The organism is Nocardioides sp. NPDC058538, from assembly GCF_042719275.1.
GTDB lineage: Bacteria > Actinomycetota > Actinomycetes > Propionibacteriales > Nocardioidaceae > Nocardioides.
This window is the reverse complement of record NZ_JBHXNY010000007.1, coordinates 95,918-116,085: the sequence shown is the minus strand read 5'-3', so window position 1 is coordinate 116,085 and position 20,168 is coordinate 95,918. Positions and strand designations below refer to the sequence as shown.

Below are 20,168 nucleotides of genomic sequence, written 5' to 3'. Positions count from 1 at the left end.
GCTGTCGCCGGGTCTCGTGGTCAGCGGGGTCGGGCGATCGGTCAGCGAGGTCCGGCGATCTCCCTTGCCCGTAGCACCGCCGTCCGGCGCTCGTACTCGTCCTCGTCGATCTCACCGCGCGCCAGGCGCATCGCGAGCACGTCCTCGGGCGTGCTGGGTGCTGTACCCGGCATCCGCTCCTCGCGGAGGAGCCGGCGACCGACCACGATGGCCGAGGCGATGATCAGCCCCCAGAACAGGGCCATGCTGATGGTCATCAGGGCGTAGCCCCAACCGCTCATTCCCGAGCCGTACCAGTACATCATCGCGAGCTCCTTCATCGGTCGCTGAACTGCATGCCCTGACAGTGCGCCTGGCGGATTGGACTCAGCGAGTGGCCAACGGCTACCGGCGTCGGGGCCTTAGTCCCTGACCGGGAGGAATCGTGGCCCCTCCGCTCGGCCCCGGCGGGCCGGGAAAGTGGCCTCATGAGACGTTGGGTGTGGTCCGCTGTGGCCGGCATGGTGGTGGGTTGTGGCATCGTCGCGCTCATGGCGTGGTCGCTGCCCATGACGGTCGGATGGTGGGCAGGCGCCAGCTTCATCACGGTCTCCTTGCTGGTCTGCCTGGCGCCCGACAACGGTCCGATCCGGTGGCGTGCCGTGCTCAGCAGGAGTCTGCTGTGGCCGACCGCAATGCTGGCTCCCGCAGGGCTCATCCTCACGCTCGGTTGGACGAATGGTCTGCTGGTGACCGCCGCGGGACTCGCCGCCGCATGGGAGGTGGGATGGCTCGGCTGGCCACCGCGCACCGTGCGACCGGCGAAGCGTCGTCACCGGGTGGGCAGGCGGCGCTCGCGCGCAGAGATAGCGGCAGAGTCAGCGGCAGTAGCAGTAGTGGCGATCAGACCGCACGTGATCGATCCGGCCGATGCTGTCTTGGCGGTCACTGACGGGCTGACCGAATCGGACCTGTGCATGGCCTGGCGATCCAGCTATGTGGCCCTCGACCGGGCCATGGATCCGGGCGCGAAGCTGAGGGCGGTCGAGATCCGCGAGGTGCTTCTCGACGAGATCGAGCGACGCGACGCACCGGGACTGGAGGCGTGGTTCCGCTCCGGTGCTCGGGCGGCAGGTGGGCCGGACCGCTATCTCCGGGGCGCGACGCCTCGGCAGTGGCGAGGCGCGTGCTGAGCCTCGGGCGCCTGAGGACCTTGGGCCCGACGTGCACGACCTATGTCCCCTGGCACGGTGCGCACCGACGGGATTCGCTGGAGAGCACTGGAGCGATCACCCGATCTCGTGATGGAGGGACCTATGACCGCGATCTCGAGCCGTGGCCGGCTGGGCTCGGTGGGTGAAGGGCCCTTGGGTCCGCCGACCCGCCCGCTGCCCCCGCTCGAACCGAGGGTCGTGGTCGGCGTGGACGGCTCCGAGCCCAACCGAGCCGCGGTCGCCTATGCGATCGCGGAAGCGGCTGCCTCTGGCCGGCCGCTCGTACCGATCGGCGCCGTTCGGCACCCTGTGCGACAACAGGATGGCGCCGTCGACGGGCGCCGGTGGCCCGTACTGGGGGAGATCGAGCGTCAGGTCGAAGCCGCACATGCCGACGTCCGGACGGTGTCGTTGATCGAGTTCGACCACCCGGTGCCGGCCCTGCTCGGGTACGCAGACGTGGAGGATCTGCTGGTCGTGGGCAAACGCGGCCTCGGGGGCTCTCGCCGGTTCCTGGTCGGGTCGACGGCGATGAGGGTCGCCGGACGTTCTCTCGGGACGGTGGTGGTCGTCCCGCCGGGGTGGAACCCCGCGGACCATCTGGGGGAACCGGTCATTGTCGGGGTGGACCCGGACAATCCCGACGGGCCGGCGCTGCGCGCCGCCTTCGAGCGAGCTCTGCGTGAGCGGGTCGAGCTGGTGGTGCTGTACGCCGTCAACCTGCGCCCTGTACTCATCTGGGACCCGACCCTCAACGCACCGCTCGTACGCGACAGCCAGGGACGCAGCGACGAGGACCTGGAAGCGGCGATCGAACCGTTGCGCGAGGAGTACCCGCAGGTCCGGGTCACGATCGAGCGGGACCATGGGCGTGCCGCCGACGTCATCTTGGCCAGGTCGCTCGGCGCTCAGCTGATCGTGCTCGGCCGGCGCCACGACGGGCGCGGCACCTGGGGTCTCGGAACGGTCGTACGCGAGGTGATCCACCATGCAGAGGTTCCGGTGGCAGTAGTGCCCTGCCACGCCGAGCCGGATGACCGCGATCGTTGAGTGTGCGCGGTCATGGACCTTGATCCCGACCTGTTCGGACCATGGCCTCTCCGCGAGGCGCAGCGGCGAAGGGTTTGCTGGGGACGTCTGTGAGAGCGAAACCGAGGAGCTGTGTGCTGCGATGAGATACGAAGGAGACCAGTCCAAGGTCGTGGTCGGTGTCGACGGCTCGGAGCGCAACGCGGCCGCGATCGACTACGGCGCCACCTCGGCGCTGGCGACGGACCGGCCGCTGATGCTGGTCGGGGTGGTCGACATCGGCGCCCCGGACCGGGACGCCCCTGGAGGCCCGGGTCACGAGTGGGTGCTCCTGGAGGACATCCGCGACCGCGTGGTCGCTGAGTATCCGCGGCTGAGCGTGCGTACGCTCGTCCGGTTCGGCCACCCGGTCTCGGCCTTGCTGGCGACCGTCGGCGAGCCCGATCTGCTCGTTGTCGGGAAGCGCGGCATGGGCCCTTCGCGCAGCATGCGTATCGGGACCACCGCACTCCGCCTCGCCGCTCGTGCGTCCTCGCCGCTGGCGGTGGTGCCCCCGGGGTGGCGCGCGCCTCTCCATCACTCGGGAGCGATCGTCGTCGGTGTCGATCCTGCGGCCGACGAGGAGAGGTCGCTCCGGCTGGCCTTCTCGGAGGCGAAGCGGGCGGGGGCCCCGTTGCGTGTGGTGTCCGCTGTGGATCTGAGACCGATGCTCGTCTGGGACAAAGTCCTCGGAGCGCCCCTCTACCGGCAGTGGGAGCAGCGCAGTGCGGCATCGTTGGAAGAGCTGGTCGGCCCGCTCCGCCGCGAGTTCCCCGGCGTCGAGGTCACCGTGGTGCGCGACCACGGCCACGCGGCCGACGTACTGACCGACCACCTCGGAAACCCCCAGATGATCGTCCTGGGCCGAGATCACCACAACGGCTATTCCATCGGGTTGGGTGCAGTGGCGCGCGAGGTGCTCAACATCGCAGATGTGCCGGTGCTGGTGGTACCCGTGGTCCGGTCCAGAGACCAGGACCGTGCGGCACCGATGTCGGATGCGACCCCAGGGGGAACCAAGAGCCTCCGGGAGCCGGCCTCGTAGGGGGATGGGCCGGACCGGGGAAGACGCCCGGCGAGGGCGGATCACGCATCAGTCCTCGCCGGGCGGTTCACCCTTCGAGCGGCGCACGCCAGTCCAGCTGGGTGCCGCCGGGTTCGCAGTCGCCGATCTCGACCGATCCGCCGAGCTCGACCGCGCGTGCCCGCAGGTTGCGCAGCCAGCTCCCCGCCTCGCTGAGGCCGCCACCGTCCTCGGTGACGTGGATCCTCAGCCACTGCCGGCCGTTCGCGTCGGTCTCGACGCGCACCTCGACGGAGGCTCGGGTGGCCCTCTGCTGCCGGGAGATGCTGGAGAGGACCTGGCGGACCACGGCGAGCAGCTCGTCCTTGGTCGTCCTCGACACGGTCGTGTCCAACGGCCCGGAGAAACGCAGGGCTGGAGTGAAATCGAGGACGTCGACGTATTCGGTAACCAGTGCGTGCAACGACTCGCGAATCCCTTCGGACGCGCTGGGCCGGAGCTGGAAGACGGTGGCGCGGATGTCGCGGATCGTGCTGTCGAGGTCGGCGATCGCCTGGTCGATGCGGTGCTGCACCCCGGGCCCGGTCGCCTTCGCCCGGGTGCCCTGAAGGAGCAGGCCGGTCGAGAAGAGGCGCTGGATCACCAGGTCGTGCAGGTCGCGGGCGATCCGGTCACGGTCGGTGACGACAGCACGCGCCTCGCGTTCGGCGACAGCGTGGACCCGGTCCAGCGCCACCGCCGCCTGGTGGGCGAACGTTGCGAGAAGGTCGTGCTGGGCCCGGGCGGCGCGGATGTCGGAGACGACCGCGAGGAGGGTCGCCGGGCCGTACAGCTGGCCACGGAGGGGTGCCAGCAGGACCGCGGATCCATCGGACGTCGTCACCGGTGGCACGCTCTCACCTTTGGCGGTGATCTCGAGCTCGTCGCGGACCTCGACGCAGGCGGCGAGGATCTTCGTGGCCGCGAGCCCGTCGGCGGCGAGCACCTCCGGCCCGTCGCTTCCGTGCCGAACCACACCGGCGCCCTCGGCGCCGCAGGCCGGGCGTACGCAGGTGGCGACGAGCTCGACCGCACGCTCGATCGTGGTCGGCACCTGAAGTGCGTCATACATCCGCGACGACGCGGTGAGCCAGGCGCGCTGGCGCTCGGAGGCGGCGTACACGCGCGCGTTCTCGATCACTGTGCCGGCTGCAGTGGCGAGCGCGGCGACCAGGACTTCGTCCTCGTCGGTGAAGGGCCTGCCCTGGGCCTTCTCGGTGAGATAGAGATTGCCGTAGACGGTGCCACGAATCATGACCGGGGTGCCCAGGAACGACCTCATCGGCGGATGGTGGGGCGGGAAGCCGTAGGAGGCCGGATGATCCTGCAGCCGTTCGAGGCGGATCGGGCGAGGGTCGTTGATCAGCAGACCGAGGATGCCGCGCCCGTGGGGTAGCGGTCCGATCCGCGCCCGGGTGGGCTCGTCGACCCCGTGGTTGACGAACTCCACGAGCGTGTGGTCCTCACCGAGGACGCCGAGCGCTCCGTAGCGGGCGTCGGTGATGGTGCAGGCAGAGCGCACGATCCGGTCAAGGACGCCAGGCAGGTCCAGATCGGAGTTCATGACGTTCACGGCGTCGAGCACTGCTCGCGCAGCATCCGGCAGCCCCGTCTCCGGTGATGCCATGACGCTCACTGTAATCCGGCAGCGCCGGGGTGTCTTGGTAAAGGCGTAGGGAGCCCCCAACTCGGGTGATTTCCGCCCTGATCAGCGGGTACTTCGCGGATCCATGTGGACCAAGGTCCCGGAGGTCGGCACCCGACGGCCCTGTGCTCGGCCCGAGGGTCCCGCGAGAGTCGGAGCGGGCCGGGCCGGAGGTGTCCGGTGCCGCAGGAGGTGGACATGTCCGAGTCAGAACGGATCCTGGTCGGTATCGACGGTGGGGAAGGCGGCCGAGCCGCGCTCAGATACGCCGCAGCCGAGGCCGAACGCAGCGGGGACGAGCTGTGGCTGGTTCATCTGGCGCCGCCGCCGCCCGTCCCCGGTGTCATCGACCCCTACACCGGACATGCCGCTACCGGCCATGACCGTGAGATCGGGGCGGGACTGCTGGAGAGGGCGGCGAAGGAGGCGATCACCCTGACGTCGGCCGATCGCGTCACCTCGACGCTGGTGCGGGGTCACGCCGCCGACGGTCTCGTCCAGATGGCCGCCGCGGCACGGCTCGTCGTGCTGGGCGGCCATCACCGCTCGGGCGTGGAGCGCATCTTCACCGGCTCCGTGGTCAACCGGGTCGCCGGGCACGCACCGGTGGCGGTCACCGTCGTGCCGACCGAGTGGCCTTCGGGTCCAGGCGCCGACCGTGTCGTCGTCGCGGTCAAGGACTGTGACGACGCCGCCGGGCTGGTCGCGCGGGCGATGAGCGAAGCCTCCGTCCGCGGGGCAGAGCTGGTCATCCTGCACGTCTGGGAGGTGCCCACGCCGTACGACGGCCTGTCCATCTCGCAGCGCGAGTTGGACAGGTGGGATGCGACACTCCGGCAGGAGCTGGAGCGTACGCTCGACCGCGCGAGAAGGCATCGGGCCGCGCCCCCGACGTTGGTGGAGGCCCGGATCGAGGTGCTTCGCGGTCAGCCTGCCCGGGTGATCGCCACCGCGTCGTCCGGATCTGATCTGCTGGTCATCGGGCGTCGTCGGCACACCTTCCCGGCGGGCCGCCTCGGGAGCACCGGCCGAGCGCTGCTGCGTGAGAGCCACTGCCCGGTCGAGGTGCTGCCTCCCGTTCTGGAGATCATCGAGGCCGGCGAGCCGACCGGGTCGAGGGCGGCCGAGGTGGCCGCCTCATGAGTCGTGGACGGTCGACCGTCCTGAAGCGCTGGGGACGAAGGGCCCCTGTGGCGCGGACCCCGTTCCCTCGCCGAGACAGCGTCGGCGGCGGTTGGCTGAAGGCGTCCGGCCAAGACGGGCCGGCGAGACCGATGGAGGAATCATGACCTCAATCTCGACACCCGGCTCCGCGACAACGCTGCCCGGGCACTACCCGCTACCCGCCGCCCGGATGCTCGCGACGTTGCGGATCGCCTTCGGGCTCACGTTCTTGTGGGCCTTCTTCGACAAGCTGCTCGCGCTGGGCTTCCACACCGGTGCGATCACCAACGAGGCGGGTACCCGCACGGGTATCGACTTCTTCGCCAAGGACGCCGCCTGGATCAACGGTGGCAGCCCCACCGAGGGTTACCTGTCCAACGTGCCCGAGAACAACTGGTTGCAGGGCATGTGGAACGACATGGCGGGTCAGGCGTGGGCCGACTGGCTGTTCATGATCGGGCTGCTCGGCGTGGGCCTCACGCTCACGTTCGGCATCGGGATGCGGATCGGGGCCATCGCCGGCGCGGCGATGTACGCGCTGATGTGGTTCGCCAGCTTCCCGCTCGAGAACAACCCGATCATCGACGAGCACCTGCTCGGCGCGCTGACCGTCGGCGTCCTGGCGCTGACGTACGCCGGTGACACCTGGGGCTTCGGCAAGCAGTGGGCACGGATGCCGCTCGTCATGCACCACCCGTGGCTGCGATGACGAGCTACACGCGTACGTTCGGGGAGGTCGGCATCGCCGACGTCCCCCTGGTGGGTGGCAAGAACGCCTCCCTCGGGGAGATGTACCGCCGCCTCCACGATCGTGACATCCGTGTGCCCAACGGCTTCGCGGTCACGGCCGACGGCTACCGCCACTTCCTGCACGCCTCGGGCATCGACTCGGCTCTGGTGACGGTCTTCGGCGATCTCGACGTCGACGACCGCGAGAACCTCGCCGAGCGCGCCGCCCGCGCTCGAAGCCTCCTGCTCGCCGCGGAGCTTCCCCAGGACCTCGCCGACGAGGTTGTCGCGGCCTACCAGGAGCTACGACGGGAGTACGGCAGCGACGTCGCGCTCGCGGTCAGATCCTCGGCCACCGCCGAGGATCTGCCGGATGCGAGCTTCGCCGGCCAGCACGAGTCCTACCTTCACGTCCAGGGCGAGGAGGCGCTGCTCGACGCCGTGCACCGTTGCTTCGCCTCGATCTTCACCGACCGGGCGGTCGACTACCGTGCCCGGCACGGCTACGACCAGCTGTCGGTGGCGCTCTCGGTCGGAGTGATGAAGATGGTGCGCTCCGACCTCGCCTGTTCAGGGGTCACCTTCACCCTCGACACCGAATCTGGGTTCAAGGACGTCGTCTTCGTGACCGGCTCCTACGGCCTCGGCGAGAACGTCGTCCAGGGCCTGGTCGAGCCCGATGAGTTCTACGTGCACAAGCCGACGTACGCGGCCGGACATCGCGCCGTACTGAGCCGCCGTCTCGGGAGCAAGGCGGTGCGCATGGTGCTGGGGGAGACCGAGCCGGTGCGGAACGAGCCCACACCGCCTGCCGACCGCAGTCGCTTCTGCCTCACCGACGAGGAGGTGCTCGAGCTGGCCGGCGCCGCGATGACCATCGAGCGCCACTATGGCACGCCGATGGACATCGAATGGGCCAAGGACGGCACCGACGGGCTGTTGTACGTCGTCCAGGCCCGCCCCGAGACGGTGGCTGCGCGGAGGCGACCGGCGGTCATGACCCGTTTCGTGGTCGAGGCGCACGGCGACCTGCTCACCACCGGCCGTGCGGTCGGTGCCAGGGTCGGCGCCGGCCGTGCCCGGATCGTCCGCAGCATCGGGGAGGACGTGGGCTTCGCCCCCGGTGACGTGCTGGTCGCAACCAGCACCAGCCCCGACTGGGAACCGCTGATGAAGATCGCCTCCGCGGTCGTCACCGAGCACGGCGGGCGCACCTGTCACGCAGCGATCGTCGCCCGCGAGCTAGGCATCCCGGCTGTGGTCGGCACCGGTGACGCGACCGGCACGATCACCGATGGCGAGGAGGTCACCGTCTCCTGCGCGGAGGGCGATAACGGCCACGTCTATCGCGGTCTGGCCGACTTCCGCGCGAACGACGTCGCCACCGAGCTGACCGCGCGTCCGCGGACACACGTCATGCTCAACCTCGGCAACCCCGGGATCGCGTTCGAGTCGTCCTTCCTGCCCAACGACGGGGTCGGGTTGGCGCGGATGGAGTTCATCCTCGCCGAGCACGTGCGCGTGCACCCGCTCGCCGCGCTGCATCCCGAGCGCATCACCGACGCCGGCCAGCGCGCAGAGGTCGAGCGCCTCGTCGGCGACGATGGTGCGGCGTACGTCATCGAGAGGCTGGCCGAAGGCATCGGCACGATCGCCGCGGCCTTCCACCCCAAGCCTGTCGTCGTGCGCCTCTCCGACTTCAAGACCAACGAGTACGCGGCACTCCTCGGGGGTGCGGCCTTCGAGCCGGCGGAGGCCAATCCGATGCTCGGTTTCCGCGGTGCCGCTCGCTATGCCCATCCGGCCTACACCGAGGGCTTCGCGCTCGAGTGCGCCGCGCTTCGCCGGGTTCGTGAGGAGATGGGCCTGGACAACGTCGTCGTCATGGTGCCGTTCGTCCGCCGCCTCGACGAGGCCGACCGCGTGCTGGCACGGATGGCGGAGCTCGGGCTGCGCCGCGGCGAGCACGGCCTGAAGGTCTATGCGATGTGCGAGATCCCATCGAACGTCATCCTCGTCGACGAGTTCGCCAAGCGGTTCGACGGGTTCTCGATCGGCAGCAACGACCTCACCCAGCTCACCCTCGGTGTCGACCGCGACAGCGAGCTGGTCGCCTTCGACTACGACGAGCGTGACCCTGCGGTGGAGCGGATGATCGCCCTTGCCGTCCAGGGCTGCCGGCGTCACGGAATGCACTCCGGTATCTGCGGCCAGGCGCCCTCGGACCACCCCGAGGTCGTACGTTCCCTCGTCAGGCTCGGCATCGACGCGATCAGTGTCACGCCCGACTCGGTCCTCGCGGTCACGCAGACCGTGCTCGCAGCCGAGGGCGAGTCGTGATGGGCGACCAAAGGCCCTTGCCTCAGGCCGAGGGTCCCTGTCGCGCGAGGGCCTCGCGAGTGGACGCTGGAAGCATGAACGAGAGCAGCAGAGATCTCATCCTGGCAGGAGTCGACGGCACCGCGGCCGGGCTCGCCGCCGCTCGCTTTGGCGCCGCTGAGGCAGCCCGGTCCGGTGCCGTGCTGCACCTGGTCTACGTGGTCGACCCGTACGCTCCGCCGCTGCCGACCTGGCCGGTGGCGCCCACGAGCCCCGACTCCCGGATGGGTCAGCTCGGACGAGCGATCCTCGCGGAGGCGGAGGAGGCTGTCGCGAACAGCGGTGCGGTGGTGAGCTCGTACCTGCTGCTCGGCCTGCCGGCGACGGTGCTGGCTCAGGAGGCCGCCAAAGCCCGCCTGGTCGTGCTGGGTGACCAGCCGCGCGTGCTGCTCGACCGGATCCTCACCTCATCCATCCTCGCCCCGGTCGCGGCCCACGCGGCCGTGCCGATGGTCGCCGTCCCCGCCACCTGGACGCCCGGGGACGAACCCCGCGAGGTCGTCGTCGGGGTCCAGGACGCCGTCGAATCCATCGCCCTCGTACGCCGCGGGCTGGAGGTGGCTGCCGAACGGGGCGCGCCCCTGCGGCTGCTGCACGCCTGGCACACCTTCGGGGCCTACCAGGACTACCTCACCGTCGGGAGCGAGGAGCAGGCCTGGGTCGACCGGGCCGAGCGGGAGCTCACGGCCGCCCTCGAGGCGGCCCGAGCCGACCTCGGTCCGGAGGCGGCAGCAGTCGAGGCCCGGGTCGACATCGTGCACGGCCAGACGGCGTACGCCCTGGTGGAGGCCTCCCGCAGCGCGGATCTGCTGATCCTCGGCCGGGGCCGGAGCTTCCTCGGGTTCGGGCACCTGGGCGGGACAGCGCGGGCGGTGCTTCGCGAGAGCCTCTGCCCGGTTGAGATCGACCCGTCCGTGGCTCCGGCGTTCGAGGGGGAGGCCGGATCCACGGACGGGGTCACGACATCAGGCAGCCGGCCGGTCAGCGCCGGGCGACAGTGATGAAGGAGAAGACGATGTATCTGGCAGCGCGATGGTTCCCGGGTCACCTGACCGAGATGGACCGCGCCGAATGCGTGGAGCTGCTGGACCGCAACGAGGTCGGCCGCGTCGCCTTCGGCGACCCGGAAGGGCCGCTGGTCCTGCCGGTCAACCATCTGATGGTGGACGAGCGGATCGTGTTCCGCACCGCCCCGCGGACCGCGATCGCCAACCACGTCGGCACCGGGCCGGTGTCGTATCAGATCGACGAGTTCGACACCTACACCTCCTCCGGCTGGAGCGTGCTGGTTCGCGGCACGGCGGAGTTCGTCGACGGCGTCTGGCTGACGGCACATGACCTCGAGCCGGAGCCATGGGCCGCCGGCCAGCGGACACTGTTCGTCTGCATCACCCCGACCGAGATCACCGGCCGCCGCGTCGTGCCGGTCTGAATCGCATCCCATCAGACGAGTAGAGCCGAAGGAATCGACATGTCGTACGCAGCAATCCCCGAGGGTGCCGTCCTGGTCGGGGTCGAGAACTGGCCGGCAGCGGCCGAGAGCGTGTCGTGGGCGGCCGAGCAGGCTTACCGCGGCGGACGTGACGTGGGCCTGGTCCACGTGGTGTCGGCCACGACCCTGGAGACGCCGCCCGGATTCCGGGCCGGAGCGGCCTCGGAGCCTGAGCAGGCTCACGGGTCGGTGGTGCTGGCGAGCGCCGAGCGCTACGCCGAGCATCGCCTCGATGCGCTCTCCGGAGTCTCGGGGTTCGCCGGTTACCGACGCCCGGAGGTGACCACGTCGCAGCAGATCGGGTCCGTGATACCCGCACTCGTAGCCGCGTCCGGCCACGCGTCGCTGCTGGTCCTCGGGTCGCGGGGCAGGGGACCGATCGGCAGCTGGATCCTCGGCTCGGTCAGCCGTTCCGTGGTCGAGGACTCGCGGTGCCCGGTCGTCGTACTGTGCCCGGGCTCCGGCGGCGTTGGCCGCGGCGTGCTCGTCGGCATCGACGGGACCAGCGACTCGATTCCCGCCCTGGAGTTCGCCTTCGACCAGGCCGACCAGCGGAACCTGCCGGTGACGGTGCTGTACTGCTACCGCGCCGGCAGCACGGAGCGGCCCGACGCCGACCGGGTGCTGGTCGCGGAGTGTGTGGCCGGACTCCGGGAGCGCTACCCGGACCTGCACCCACACCTGCGGATCCAGGCCGGAAGCCTCGGGCACGCGCTCGCGGAGCAGGCCCAGACCATGCACATGGTCGTGGTCGCCGGCGGGGGAGCGGTGGCCAACCACCTCCTGGACCACGCGCACAGTGTCGTCGTCACCGTCCCGACGACCTACTCCCGAGCTGGCACGACGCCTCCGGCTCCGGCCATGTGAGCGCGGACGTCGGACGGAGGCTGCGCGGCCAGGGCGCGGCGGAGCCGGGCGACCGGACCAGGGCTGTCGATGCCGACCGCGCCGACAGCGCGGCCCTCTCGCCGGTAGAGGATGAACCCGTCGCCGTGGTCCTCCTCATCGGCGGTGGTCGTCTCGCCGACGACCTGGATCCGGTGCCCGTGCCAGGCCGACCAGGCGAACGGTACGGAGGCGAAGACCTCGGTCGCGCCGGCGGCGTTCGCGCCGGCGACCCGACCCTGCTCACCGGCAGCGGTCCAGTGCTCGCTGCGCTCGCCGTCGACGCACGCCACGTCACCCGCGGCCCAGACCCCGGGCGCGCTGGTCGCGAGCCGGCGGTCGCAGAGAACCCCGCCTGAGCGATCGTCCAGCGCCACGCCGCTGCTGGCGAGCCATGCGGTTGCCGGGCGGGCGCCGATGCCCAGGACCACGGCATCGGCGGCCAGGGTCTCACCGGTGCTCAGCTCGACCTCGTCGACGCCATGTTCCGAGGCGATGTCCTGAGCCTGTCGAAGGGCGCGTACGCCGGACACGGTCGTCCTGGTGAGCAGCCTGACGCCGGCGTCGGCGTGCAGCTGCATCAGCCGCGCGGCCGCGAGCGGTCCGACCGCGCGCTCCAGCGGGCGGCCGCTCGCCTCGACGACGGTGACCTCGATGCCGCGGGCGCGGGCCGCCGAGGCGATCTCGGAGCCGATGAACCCGGCCCCGACGATCACCACTCGGCGCGAGCGGGTCAGGGAGTCGCGGACGGCGAGTGCGTCGTCGTAGCGACGGAGCACGTGCACGCCGGGGACGCCGGTCAGCGCGGGCAGGGTGGTCGCCGTGCTGCCGGTGGCGATCACGAGCGCGTCGTAGCTCAGGTCGCCGGCGCTGGTGGTCACCCTGCGGTGCGCGGTGTCGAGGCCGTCGACCCGGACGCCGGCGAGGTGGCGTACCTGCAGCTTCTCGATCACCTCGCTCGACCGCAGCACCGGAACACCTGGCTGCTCCTCGCTGGCGAGCGCCGCCTTCGACAGCGGCGGCCGGTCATAGGGCGGGTACGGCTCGTCGCCGACGATCGTGATCGGCCCGGACCAGCCGGCCTGACGCGCGCCCTCGACGGCGCGGAGCCCGGCCAGCCCGGCGCCGACGACCAGAAGTGATGGCATTGGTCTTTCCTCCACTCGATGGGTCGTGCTCAGCCGAGGAGGCGGAGCGCGGAGACCGGGCAGGAGTCGACGGCTGCCTTGACGTACCCGCGGTCCGGGTCGGGCACCTCCTCGCTGAGGACCTCGACGAGGCCGTCGTCGCCGATCTGGAAGTAGGTGTCGGCCTGGGCCTCGCACATCCCGATCCCCTCGCACACCGTCTTGTCCGCTTCGATCGTATTCACAGCGTTGACTCCTTCAGCGGGATGAAGTCGACCTTCTCGCGTACGCCGCAGTCCGGGCAGCACCAGTCGTCGGGGATGTCGCGCCAGGCGGTGCCGGCCGCGAAGCCCTCGAGCTCGTTGCCGACGGCGACCTCGTAGACGTAGCCGCAGCCGGGGCAGCGACCGGCGGCGACCTCGTCGTCGAAGGACTGCCGGGTCACGTCGATCTTCACGGTCTCCTCGTCCGCCGGCTCGGCGGGCGGTGGGAAGGTGGCGAGCAGCTTGTCGAGCCGCCCGGGACGTACGTTGGCCAGCCGTACGTCGCCGTCGAAGTGCGCGACCACGCGCTTGTCCATCACCCGGCGCCACAGCGGCGGGACCAGGGCCAGCACGATCATCCCGGCGTAGCCGGTCGGCAGGGCCGGGGACTCCCGGTAGTCACGCAGGGTCTGGTAGCGCCGGGTCGGGTTGGCGTGGTGGTCGCTGTGCCGCTGCAGGTGGTAGAGGAGCACGTTGGTGGCGATGTTGTTGGAGTTCCAGGAGTGCATCGGCAGCACCCGCTCATAGCGCCCGGAACTGGTCTTCTGACGCAGCATCCCGTAGTGCTCCAGGTAGTTGACGACCTCCAGCAGCGAGAACCCGATGACGGCCTGGAGGACGAGGTAGGGCAGGATCCCGACGCCCAACCAGAGCGTCATGGCGGTCCACAGGGCCGCGCTCATCAGCCAGGCGTTGAGGACGTCGTTACCGAGGTGGAACGGGTGGGTGCCCTTGCGCCGGTAGCGCTTGGCCTCCAGGCCCCACGCGCTGCGGAGCGACCCGAACACGGTGCGGAACCAGAATCCGTAGAGGCTCTCGCCCATCCGCGAGGAGGCGGGGTCCTCCGGTGTCGCGACACGGACGTGGTGGCCACGGTTGTGCTCGATGTAGAAGTGTCCGTAGAAGCTCTGCGCGAGCGCGATCTTGGACAGCCAGCGCTCGTGGCTCTCCTTCTTGTGGCCGAGCTCGTGGGCGGTGTTGATGCCGATGCCACCGATGAACCCGATGGTGAGGGCCAGCCCGATCTTGTGTGCCAACGGCCAGTCCTGGGTCGCGATCAGATACATCGCGAAGGCGAACCCGGCGTACTGGATCGGAAGGAACGCGAAGGTGATGTAGCGGTAGTACCGGTCCTCCTCGAGCTCCTCGATGACGTCGTCGGGCGGGTTGGAGCGGTCCAGGCCGGCCGCGAAGTCGATGAGCGGGACGATGCCGAGGACGACGATCGGACCCGTCCACAGGAACACGCCCCATCCGGTCAGGACGTAACCACCCACGGCGATGAAGGCGAAGGACGGGACCACGAGCCCGAGGAGCCACAGATAGCGCTTCCTGTCCCGCCACCTCTCGGTGGAGCCCCTGTCGACGGTGCCGCTGGCGTCGAGTGTCATCTGCTGTCTCCTGTGAGTTCGGTTACGACCACTGTCAGAATGGACGTAAGCGGCAGGAGAGTCTCTGGCTGATCAGGCCGAATCGATCACCGAAAACTGTGTGTATTCACAGTCGTGGTGGCGAGGAAGGTGTCGTGGTAGTCGAGCGCCAGGAGCAGGTCGCCGGCTCGTTCACGCAGCGGATGGCCGAGGAGCCGCTCGGCCTGGGCGACGCGGTAGCGAATCGTGTTCTTGTGGATGCCGAGCCGCTCGGCGAGCCGGTCCGCCGTCTCGGCCGAGGTGAGGACCTCGCGCACGGTCTCGCGGAGCCGGTCATGGGGCGGGTCGGCCAGCCCGCGCAGCGTCGTTCGGGTGAACCGCTCGGCGGCTTCCTGGTCATGGGCGACGAGGACCAGGGCGGCGACGTCGTCGTAGGCCGTCACCGGTTCTCGGCGCCCCGGCGCCAGCGCGACCCGCTGAGCCGCCTGCGCGTCGAGATGCGCTGCGACGAAACCGTCGAGACCGCTTCGGCCGACGCCCATCGTCACCCGTACGCCGGTGGGGTCGATCCCGGTGTCGGTCATCGTGTCCGGTCGCTCGCCCAGGGTGAGCCAGGCCCACATCTCCCTTCCGCCCGGGCGCACCAGCACCGACCGGGCAGGACCGGCCCGGCGGGTGACGGCCGTGAGCGCAGACTCGAGCTGCTCGATGGAGTCGGCGGTGAGCGCGTGCGCGACCAGGGCGACGTGGCCGGGGATGTTGATCGGGTGGCCGGCCAGTGCGGCGGACAGCTCGGCGGGGGAGACGCTTCGGGTGTCCAGTGCATGGGAGACCACCTCGAAGCGGCGGGCGTCGCCGCGCTGCTGGATCCGGGTCGTCTCGGCCTGGTGGATCAGCACCGACTGCTCGACCGAGGAGCCGAACCATGCGCTCGCCTTCGTCCAGAACCAGACGAGCAGAGCCTCGTGGTCGAGATCGCTGGGCGCCTGCCGGACAACCTGCACCGCGAAGTCCCAGCTCTCCTCCTGCGCCCGCTGGTAGACCTTGAGCAGCAACGGCAGACCGAGATGGCGGCGCGCTGCCTCGAGCGCGATGGCGTGCGCGGACGGGACCAGCTCGAATTCCGCGTCCGGCAGCGTGATCCGGTCGAGGAAGGCGTACCAGTGCTCTTCGACGGCCTTCAGGAGGAGGGGCCGAAGATCGGCCAGATCGATCTCACCGTCGGCCAAGATGGCGTCGGCCGTCGACGCGGCCCAGCGGGCGACCTCCTCGGGCCGGCGCTGGTCGTCGGCGAATTCCGCCAACCAGGCACTGATCTCGGTCATCGCACTCACCCCTTCGACGCGCCGGATTCGCGCAGTCTACAAACGCCGGCCGCGAGAGGGTGGCCCGGAGCCGAGGCTCAGATCTGCATCCGGAGGATCGCGCCGGGCCAGGGCTCGGGCTGTCCGGTGTCGACCGTGAACCGTCGCTCCAGTGCGAACCCGAACGCTTCGTAGGTCCGGACGAGCGCCTGGTCGTCCCCGGCGTAGCAGTCGAGCCTCAGCTGGGCGGCACCTCGCTGCCGGGCGATCTCGACGGCGTCCTCGACCAGCGTCCGGCCGATGCCGGAACCGCGCCGGGCACGGTCGGTGACGAGCAGCTGCAGGTAGAGCTCGGGGATCGGTGCGGGTTCGACGTACGGCAGTGGTCCGTCGGCCAGGACGCAGACCCCGACGACCTGTCCGTCCGTCTCGGCGATGCGGGTGGTGCGCTCGGAGAGCATCGTCCGGATCTGCTCGACACGAGCCTCGATGCCGGAGAACGGCGCCTCGCCCCACTGCCCGGTGCGGCCCTGCGAGGCGAGCCAGGCGACGGCGTCATCTAGGAGACCCATGGCTGCTGGGAGGTCGCTCACCGACCCGGTTCTGACCTGCATGGAGCGAACGCTGGCACGGCTCCGGGCGGCTGTCGAACGCTTTGGACGTGGTGTCGCAAAACCGGTCGCGGGCCCAGATGAGGGGCTGCTAGCGTACGTCTCGATGGGTACTCTGAAGCGATAGATCGGGACGCTGCGTCGAGTCTTCTCCGCAGTGGGTCCTGAGCGACCGCGTCGTCCGAGTCGGCGCGCTCGAGGTCCGTGTTCCGACCCGTCGCCACGAGGAGTGTCCTCTTGTTCCCGTCTGCTTTCTCTCCCTCCACCGTACGTAGCCACCGTGCCTGTGAGCTGCGCTCGGCCACGGTCCGCTTCGCCGAGCGGATCGTCCTCGACCGCGTCGACCTCGCCGTCGGCCCGACCGACCGACTCGCCGTCATCGGCGACAACGGAGCCGGCAAGTCGACCCTGCTGGACCTGCTGTCGGGTGTGGTCACGCCCGTCGCCGGCGAGACCCGCGTCGTCATCCCTGGCGGCATCGCACACGCCGCCCAGGAGCCCCGTTTCCCGGCCGGGGCGATGGTGCGAGATGCCGTCGACCTCCTGCTCGCGGACCTTCGCGCGCTCGAGTCGCGGATCCAACGTTGCGCTGAGCGCCTGTCCCACGCCGATGGCCAGGATCAGCCGGTGCTGCTCGAGGAGCTCGGCGAGCTGATCGACCGGTTCGAGGCCCGCGACGGCTACGGCGTCGACCGGCGTGTCGACGCCGCGCTCGACCAGCTCGGCCTCGGCGATGTCGACCGGGAGCGTCCGGTCGATGGGCTCTCCGGAGGCGAGCGCGCCCGGCTCGCTCTCGCCGTGGCGCTGTCGGCCAACGCAGAGCTGCTCCTGCTCGACGAGCCGACCAACGACCTCGACGGTGCGGCGCTGGCCTGGCTCGAGTCGCGGCTGGACGAACACCGCGGAGCCATGGTGGTGGTCACCCACGACCGGGCCTTCCTCGAGCGGAACGCAGGTGACATCGTCCAGGTGCGGGACGGCGGGCTGCGCCGCTATGGCAACGGCTACGCCGGCTTCCTCGTGGCACGCGCGACGGAGCGACGCCGCCAGGCCGAGCGGCACGAGGAGTGGAAGGCCGAGCTGGCCCGCAACGAGGCACTCGTCGCGGCGAACGCCTTCCGGCTCTCCGCGATCCCGCGCAAGCTCGAGCTCGACGGGTTCGGTCACGGCGCCTTCCGGGCGCGCAGCCGCGGCCACGGTGCGATGGGCCGGATCCGGATGGCCAAGGAGCGTGTCGCCCGGCTGACGGCCGATCCCGTCGCGCCGCCACCTGAGCCGCTCCGGTTCGCCGCCGGTCTCGGGTTCGATCGGCCGCCGGCCGAGGAGCCCTACATCGCCCTTCGTGACGTACGCCGTGAGGCCGAGGCCCAGCTGCAGATGGCCGAGTGGTCCCTGAGTGCCGGGGACCGCTGGCTGGTCACCGGACCGAACGGGGCCGGCAAGACGACGCTCCTGCGGCTGCTGGCCGGCGAGCTGGCGCCGGATTCGGGAACCGTCGAGCGCGCCCAGGGAGTGCGGGTGTCCTGGCTCCGCCAGGACGTCGCGGCGCCTCCAGCGGGCTCGGTCGCCGGCGTGTTCGCTCGCACTCTGGGGATCCACCGCGAGGACGCCATCGAGCGCCTGCGGCGCTTCGGGCTGTTGCGTGAGGAGGAGCTGGGCCGCCCGGTGCGGGCTCTCTCGGTCGGGCAGCGTCGCCGCCTCGACCTCGCGATCGCAATGGCAGACCCTGGCGACGTACTTCTTCTGGACGAGCCGACCAACCACCTCGACCCCGAGCTCGTCGAGCAGCTCGAGGACGCCCTCGACGCCCATCCAGGCGCAGTCGTCACGGTCACCCACGACCGCCACTGGATCCGCCACGCCTCCGGGGCGCGGCGTGTACGTGTGCACGGCCGTGGTCGGGCGGAAGTCGTCGGTGAGGTGCTCTAGGAACGAGGCATCAGGCCCGCGCCAGATAGCCCGCGGTGAGCGCGACCATCTCCTCGAGCACGGCCTCGCGCGGGTAGGGCGGACGGTCGAGCACCCAGCGCAGCGCGATGTTCTCCATCGCCACCACCAGCACCCACGCGGTGACCTGCGGGTCGGGGCGGGTCATCCCGACCGATCCGGCCCGCAAATAGACGGCGGTGAGGTCGCGTACGCGGTTGACGAGCGCCGCGTGGCGATCGCGGTTGCGCGAGGCGGGGAGCTCTTCGGTCAGGACACGCAGGAGGGCAGGATCCTGCTCGAGCCCGGCGAGGAGTGCGTCGGCGACCGACCGGATCGCCGGTGTGCCGACGGTGCTCGCCTGGAGTGCCAGCGCCGAGGCTGTCCGCTCGGAGACGTCGTCCCAGTAGCGGCTGATCACGATGTCGAGGATGGCGGACTTGTCGGAGAAGTACTGGTAGAGCGAACCGGGGCTGATGCCGGCGGCGACCGCGACGCGGTTGGTCGAGAAGGTCTCGTAGCCTTCGTCGACCAGCACCTGGCGTCCGGCCGCCAGGATGCGCTCGACCGTCGCCCTCGAACGGGCCTGGGTCGGTGTCTTGCGCATGCCCCTACGTTAGGCAGAACGCGAATTGAAAGCGAGCTCTGGCTCGCATCACGCTGGAGGTATGACCACACTCGCGCAGCAGGGCACCCAACCCACCGGATTTCCCACACGATTTCGCGAAGGCGAGGCGCGCAGCCGCCGTCTCGGTCGGCCGTTGCGCCTCCTGGGGCGCATCGACGAGGTCGATGAGGAGCTGATGGAGCGGATCGGGCGGGCGTTCGGCGAGCGGGACGAGGCCGGCGCGCGGCTGGCGGAGGCGATCCGGATGCGAGCCGGGACACCGGGCAAGGTCACGATGACCCAGCTGCGTACGGCCTTGGTGCACGGTGCCGCGGCGGTGGAGTCCCCGCCTCCGGCGCTCGCTGAGTTCTTCGCGCAGGTCGAGGCCACCCCGAACTGGGTCGACTGGGACCTCGTCGACGAGGGCAGCCGCGTGTTCACGCGACTGGGCCAGAATGCGGCCGACGTGCTCCTGCAGCTCTCGCTCATCAGCGGCTACCGGTTCGGCGGCCCGCCGGACCTGCTCGTGGCCACCGGTGGCCTGACCGGTGGCACCACCCGGCGGCGCCTGGCCGAGACCCAGCACTGGGCGGTGAGTCTGCGTACACCCGGCGCGCTACGGCCACCGGAGCCGGGGACCGGTTCGGCCTCAGGGTCGGGTGAGGCGTGGCGGCTCACCATCCACGTACGGGCCATGCATGCGCTGGTCAACGCCGGGTTCGAACCCAGGTGGGACACCGGCAGATGGGGACTGCCGATCAACCAGGCCGACCAGGCGGCCACGCTGGGCCTGTTCGACGGCGTACTCATCATCGGGTGCCGGGCACTCGGAGTGCCGATCTCCAGGCGGGATGCCCGGGCGCTGATGCATCTGTGGAAGTACGTCGGCTGGCTGATGGGCGTCGACGAGGATTTCCTCGTCGACGACGAGTGGGAGCGGCACCGGATCAACTACCACGTGCTCCTCTCGCAGGCAGAGATCTCCGAGGCCGGACCGCAGCTGGCGCGGGCCGCGGTCGAGGCCCAGCGGGATCGCAGCTACCCGGGCTGGCCGGGCCTCTTGGAACGGGTGCGTGGCCGGTACGAGACCGAGCGGCTCCTCTCGATGCTGACCGTCTTCCTCGGGACCAGGTCGATGCGCGAGCTCGGCCTCCCGACGAGGCCCCCGTGGGCGCACGCCTACCTGCTGCCGCTGAACGTGCTCAGATACCGGGTCCTCGGAAGGACCGCGAAGGGCCGGGCTCGCCTGGAGCAACGAGGTGACCGCAATGCCGACTCGCTGCTGGCCAGCTACTTCGGCCGTGAGCGCGCGGCGGTCGGCGACCTCCCGGAGTGAGCGCGC

General features: G+C 70.4%; 19 protein-coding genes. 11 read left to right on the top strand and 8 right to left on the bottom strand.

Annotated elements, in window-relative coordinates:
- Positions 1 to 41 precede the first annotated feature (41 nt).
- A complete protein-coding gene (locus ACFWQC_RS08930; protein ID WP_378676034.1) occupies positions 42 to 305 on the bottom strand; it encodes an SHOCT domain-containing protein in 264 nt (87 codons plus the stop codon).
- 186 nt (positions 306 to 491) lie between these two features.
- Between ACFWQC_RS08930 and ACFWQC_RS08925 the strand changes: the two genes are divergently transcribed.
- From ACFWQC_RS08925 to ACFWQC_RS08915, 3 genes are all read left to right on the top strand, one after another.
- Positions 492 to 1,172: a hypothetical protein gene (locus ACFWQC_RS08925; protein ID WP_378676031.1), complete on the top strand. Its 681-nt coding sequence runs from the start codon at positions 492 to 494 to the stop codon at positions 1,170 to 1,172.
- A 123-nt stretch (positions 1,173 to 1,295) separates the two neighbouring features.
- The gene (locus tag ACFWQC_RS08920) at positions 1,296 to 2,243 is read left to right on the top strand and encodes a universal stress protein (protein WP_378676029.1); all 948 of its coding nucleotides are present in this window, start codon (positions 1,296 to 1,298) and stop codon (positions 2,241 to 2,243) included.
- 121 nt (positions 2,244 to 2,364) lie between these two features.
- A complete protein-coding gene (locus tag ACFWQC_RS08915; protein WP_378676026.1) occupies positions 2,365 to 3,306 on the top strand; it encodes a universal stress protein in 942 nt (313 codons plus the stop codon).
- Between the two features lie 67 nt (positions 3,307 to 3,373).
- Here the strand turns inward: ACFWQC_RS08915 and ACFWQC_RS08910 are convergent, their stop codons facing one another.
- Positions 3,374 to 4,951 (bottom strand): GAF domain-containing protein, encoded by a 1,578-nt coding sequence (locus ACFWQC_RS08910; protein WP_378676023.1) that lies wholly within the window; start codon positions 4,949 to 4,951, stop codon positions 3,374 to 3,376.
- 216 nt (positions 4,952 to 5,167) lie between these two features.
- Between ACFWQC_RS08910 and ACFWQC_RS08905 the strand changes: the two genes are divergently transcribed.
- The 6 genes from ACFWQC_RS08905 (at position 5,168) to ACFWQC_RS08880 (ending at position 11,600) form a co-directional block, all read left to right on the top strand.
- A complete protein-coding gene (locus tag ACFWQC_RS08905; RefSeq protein WP_378676020.1) occupies positions 5,168 to 6,112 on the top strand; it encodes a universal stress protein in 945 nt (314 codons plus the stop codon).
- A 142-nt stretch (positions 6,113 to 6,254) separates the two neighbouring features.
- Complete coding sequence (locus ACFWQC_RS08900) at positions 6,255 to 6,842, top strand: hypothetical protein (protein ID WP_378676018.1); 588 nt, start codon at positions 6,255 to 6,257, stop codon at positions 6,840 to 6,842.
- Positions 6,839 to 9,202, top strand: a complete 2,364-nt coding sequence (gene ppsA / locus ACFWQC_RS08895; RefSeq protein WP_378676015.1) for a phosphoenolpyruvate synthase — start codon at positions 6,839 to 6,841, stop codon at positions 9,200 to 9,202. Before ACFWQC_RS08900 ends, ppsA begins: the two co-directional genes overlap by 4 nt.
- 74 nt (positions 9,203 to 9,276) lie before the next feature.
- Positions 9,277 to 10,242, top strand: coding sequence for a universal stress protein (locus ACFWQC_RS08890; protein WP_378676012.1), 966 nt, complete (start codon positions 9,277 to 9,279; stop codon positions 10,240 to 10,242).
- A 14-nt stretch (positions 10,243 to 10,256) separates the two neighbouring features.
- Positions 10,257 to 10,673, top strand: a complete 417-nt coding sequence (locus ACFWQC_RS08885; protein WP_378676010.1) for a pyridoxamine 5'-phosphate oxidase family protein — start codon at positions 10,257 to 10,259, stop codon at positions 10,671 to 10,673.
- A gap of 39 nt (positions 10,674 to 10,712) precedes the next feature.
- Positions 10,713 to 11,600 (top strand): universal stress protein, encoded by an 888-nt coding sequence (locus ACFWQC_RS08880; protein WP_378676008.1) that lies wholly within the window; start codon positions 10,713 to 10,715, stop codon positions 11,598 to 11,600.
- Here the strand turns inward: ACFWQC_RS08880 and ACFWQC_RS08875 are convergent.
- From ACFWQC_RS08875 to ACFWQC_RS08855, 5 genes are all read right to left on the bottom strand, one after another.
- Entirely contained in the window at positions 11,558 to 12,766 is a 1,209-nt protein-coding gene (locus tag ACFWQC_RS08875; protein ID WP_378676005.1) for an NAD(P)/FAD-dependent oxidoreductase, read from the bottom strand. The genes ACFWQC_RS08880 and ACFWQC_RS08875 overlap by 43 nt on opposite strands.
- 29 nt (positions 12,767 to 12,795) lie before the next feature.
- The gene (locus ACFWQC_RS08870) at positions 12,796 to 12,990 is read right to left on the bottom strand and encodes a ferredoxin (RefSeq protein WP_378676003.1); all 195 of its coding nucleotides are present in this window, start codon (positions 12,988 to 12,990) and stop codon (positions 12,796 to 12,798) included.
- Positions 12,987 to 14,399 carry a fatty acid desaturase gene (locus ACFWQC_RS08865; protein WP_378676000.1) on the bottom strand — a complete coding sequence of 471 codons (1,413 nt, stop codon included), beginning with the start codon at positions 14,397 to 14,399 and terminating at the stop codon, positions 12,987 to 12,989. Before ACFWQC_RS08865 ends, ACFWQC_RS08870 begins: the two co-directional genes overlap by 4 nt.
- 86 nt (positions 14,400 to 14,485) lie before the next feature.
- Complete coding sequence (locus ACFWQC_RS08860; RefSeq protein ID WP_378675997.1) at positions 14,486 to 15,703, bottom strand: PucR family transcriptional regulator; 1,218 nt, start codon at positions 15,701 to 15,703, stop codon at positions 14,486 to 14,488.
- A gap of 77 nt (positions 15,704 to 15,780) precedes the next feature.
- Positions 15,781 to 16,296 (bottom strand): GNAT family N-acetyltransferase, encoded by a 516-nt coding sequence (locus ACFWQC_RS08855; RefSeq protein WP_378675995.1) that lies wholly within the window; start codon positions 16,294 to 16,296, stop codon positions 15,781 to 15,783.
- Between the two features lie 234 nt (positions 16,297 to 16,530).
- Here ACFWQC_RS08855 and ACFWQC_RS08850 point away from each other — a divergent pair, with 234 nt between their 5' ends.
- Positions 16,531 to 18,222, top strand: coding sequence for an ABC-F family ATP-binding cassette domain-containing protein (locus tag ACFWQC_RS08850; RefSeq protein ID WP_378675992.1), 1,692 nt, complete (start codon positions 16,531 to 16,533; stop codon positions 18,220 to 18,222).
- 10 nt (positions 18,223 to 18,232) lie between these two features.
- Here the strand turns inward: ACFWQC_RS08850 and ACFWQC_RS08845 are convergent, their stop codons facing one another.
- Positions 18,233 to 18,826: a TetR/AcrR family transcriptional regulator gene (locus ACFWQC_RS08845; RefSeq protein WP_378675989.1), complete on the bottom strand. Its 594-nt coding sequence runs from the start codon at positions 18,824 to 18,826 to the stop codon at positions 18,233 to 18,235.
- A gap of 61 nt (positions 18,827 to 18,887) precedes the next feature.
- Between ACFWQC_RS08845 and ACFWQC_RS08840 the strand changes: the two genes are divergently transcribed.
- Positions 18,888 to 20,162, top strand: a complete 1,275-nt coding sequence (locus ACFWQC_RS08840) for an oxygenase MpaB family protein (protein ID WP_378675986.1) — start codon at positions 18,888 to 18,890, stop codon at positions 20,160 to 20,162.
- Positions 20,163 to 20,168: the final 6 nt, after the last annotated feature.

Bases quoted from the DNA above. Each gene is read 5' to 3' on its own strand.
- ACFWQC_RS08930 (WP_378676034.1), bottom strand. From the start codon at position 305: ATGATGTACTGGTACGGCTCGGGAATGAGCGGTTGGGGCTACGCCCTG.
- ACFWQC_RS08905 (WP_378676020.1), top strand. From the start codon at position 5,168: ATGTCCGAGTCAGAACGGATCCTGGTCGGTATCGACGGTGGGGAAGGC.
- ACFWQC_RS08910 (WP_378676023.1), bottom strand. From the start codon at position 4,951: ATGGCATCACCGGAGACGGGGCTGCCGGATGCTGCGCGAGCAGTGCTC.
- ACFWQC_RS08840 (WP_378675986.1), top strand. From the start codon at position 18,888: ATGACCACACTCGCGCAGCAGGGCACCCAACCCACCGGATTTCCCACA.
- ACFWQC_RS08900 (WP_378676018.1), top strand. From the start codon at position 6,255: ATGACCTCAATCTCGACACCCGGCTCCGCGACAACGCTGCCCGGGCAC.
- ACFWQC_RS08865 (WP_378676000.1), bottom strand. From the start codon at position 14,399: ATGACACTCGACGCCAGCGGCACCGTCGACAGGGGCTCCACCGAGAGG.
- ppsA (WP_378676015.1), top strand. From the start codon at position 6,839: ATGACGAGCTACACGCGTACGTTCGGGGAGGTCGGCATCGCCGACGTC.
- ACFWQC_RS08920 (WP_378676029.1), top strand. From the start codon at position 1,296: ATGACCGCGATCTCGAGCCGTGGCCGGCTGGGCTCGGTGGGTGAAGGG.
- ACFWQC_RS08915 (WP_378676026.1), top strand. From the start codon at position 2,365: ATGAGATACGAAGGAGACCAGTCCAAGGTCGTGGTCGGTGTCGACGGC.
- ACFWQC_RS08860 (WP_378675997.1), bottom strand. From the start codon at position 15,703: ATGACCGAGATCAGTGCCTGGTTGGCGGAATTCGCCGACGACCAGCGC.
- ACFWQC_RS08855 (WP_378675995.1), bottom strand. From the start codon at position 16,296: ATGCAGGTCAGAACCGGGTCGGTGAGCGACCTCCCAGCAGCCATGGGT.
- ACFWQC_RS08880 (WP_378676008.1), top strand. From the start codon at position 10,713: ATGTCGTACGCAGCAATCCCCGAGGGTGCCGTCCTGGTCGGGGTCGAG.
- ACFWQC_RS08885 (WP_378676010.1), top strand. From the start codon at position 10,257: ATGTATCTGGCAGCGCGATGGTTCCCGGGTCACCTGACCGAGATGGAC.
- ACFWQC_RS08890 (WP_378676012.1), top strand. From the start codon at position 9,277: ATGAACGAGAGCAGCAGAGATCTCATCCTGGCAGGAGTCGACGGCACC.
- ACFWQC_RS08845 (WP_378675989.1), bottom strand. From the start codon at position 18,826: ATGCGCAAGACACCGACCCAGGCCCGTTCGAGGGCGACGGTCGAGCGC.
- ACFWQC_RS08875 (WP_378676005.1), bottom strand. From the start codon at position 12,766: ATGCCATCACTTCTGGTCGTCGGCGCCGGGCTGGCCGGGCTCCGCGCC.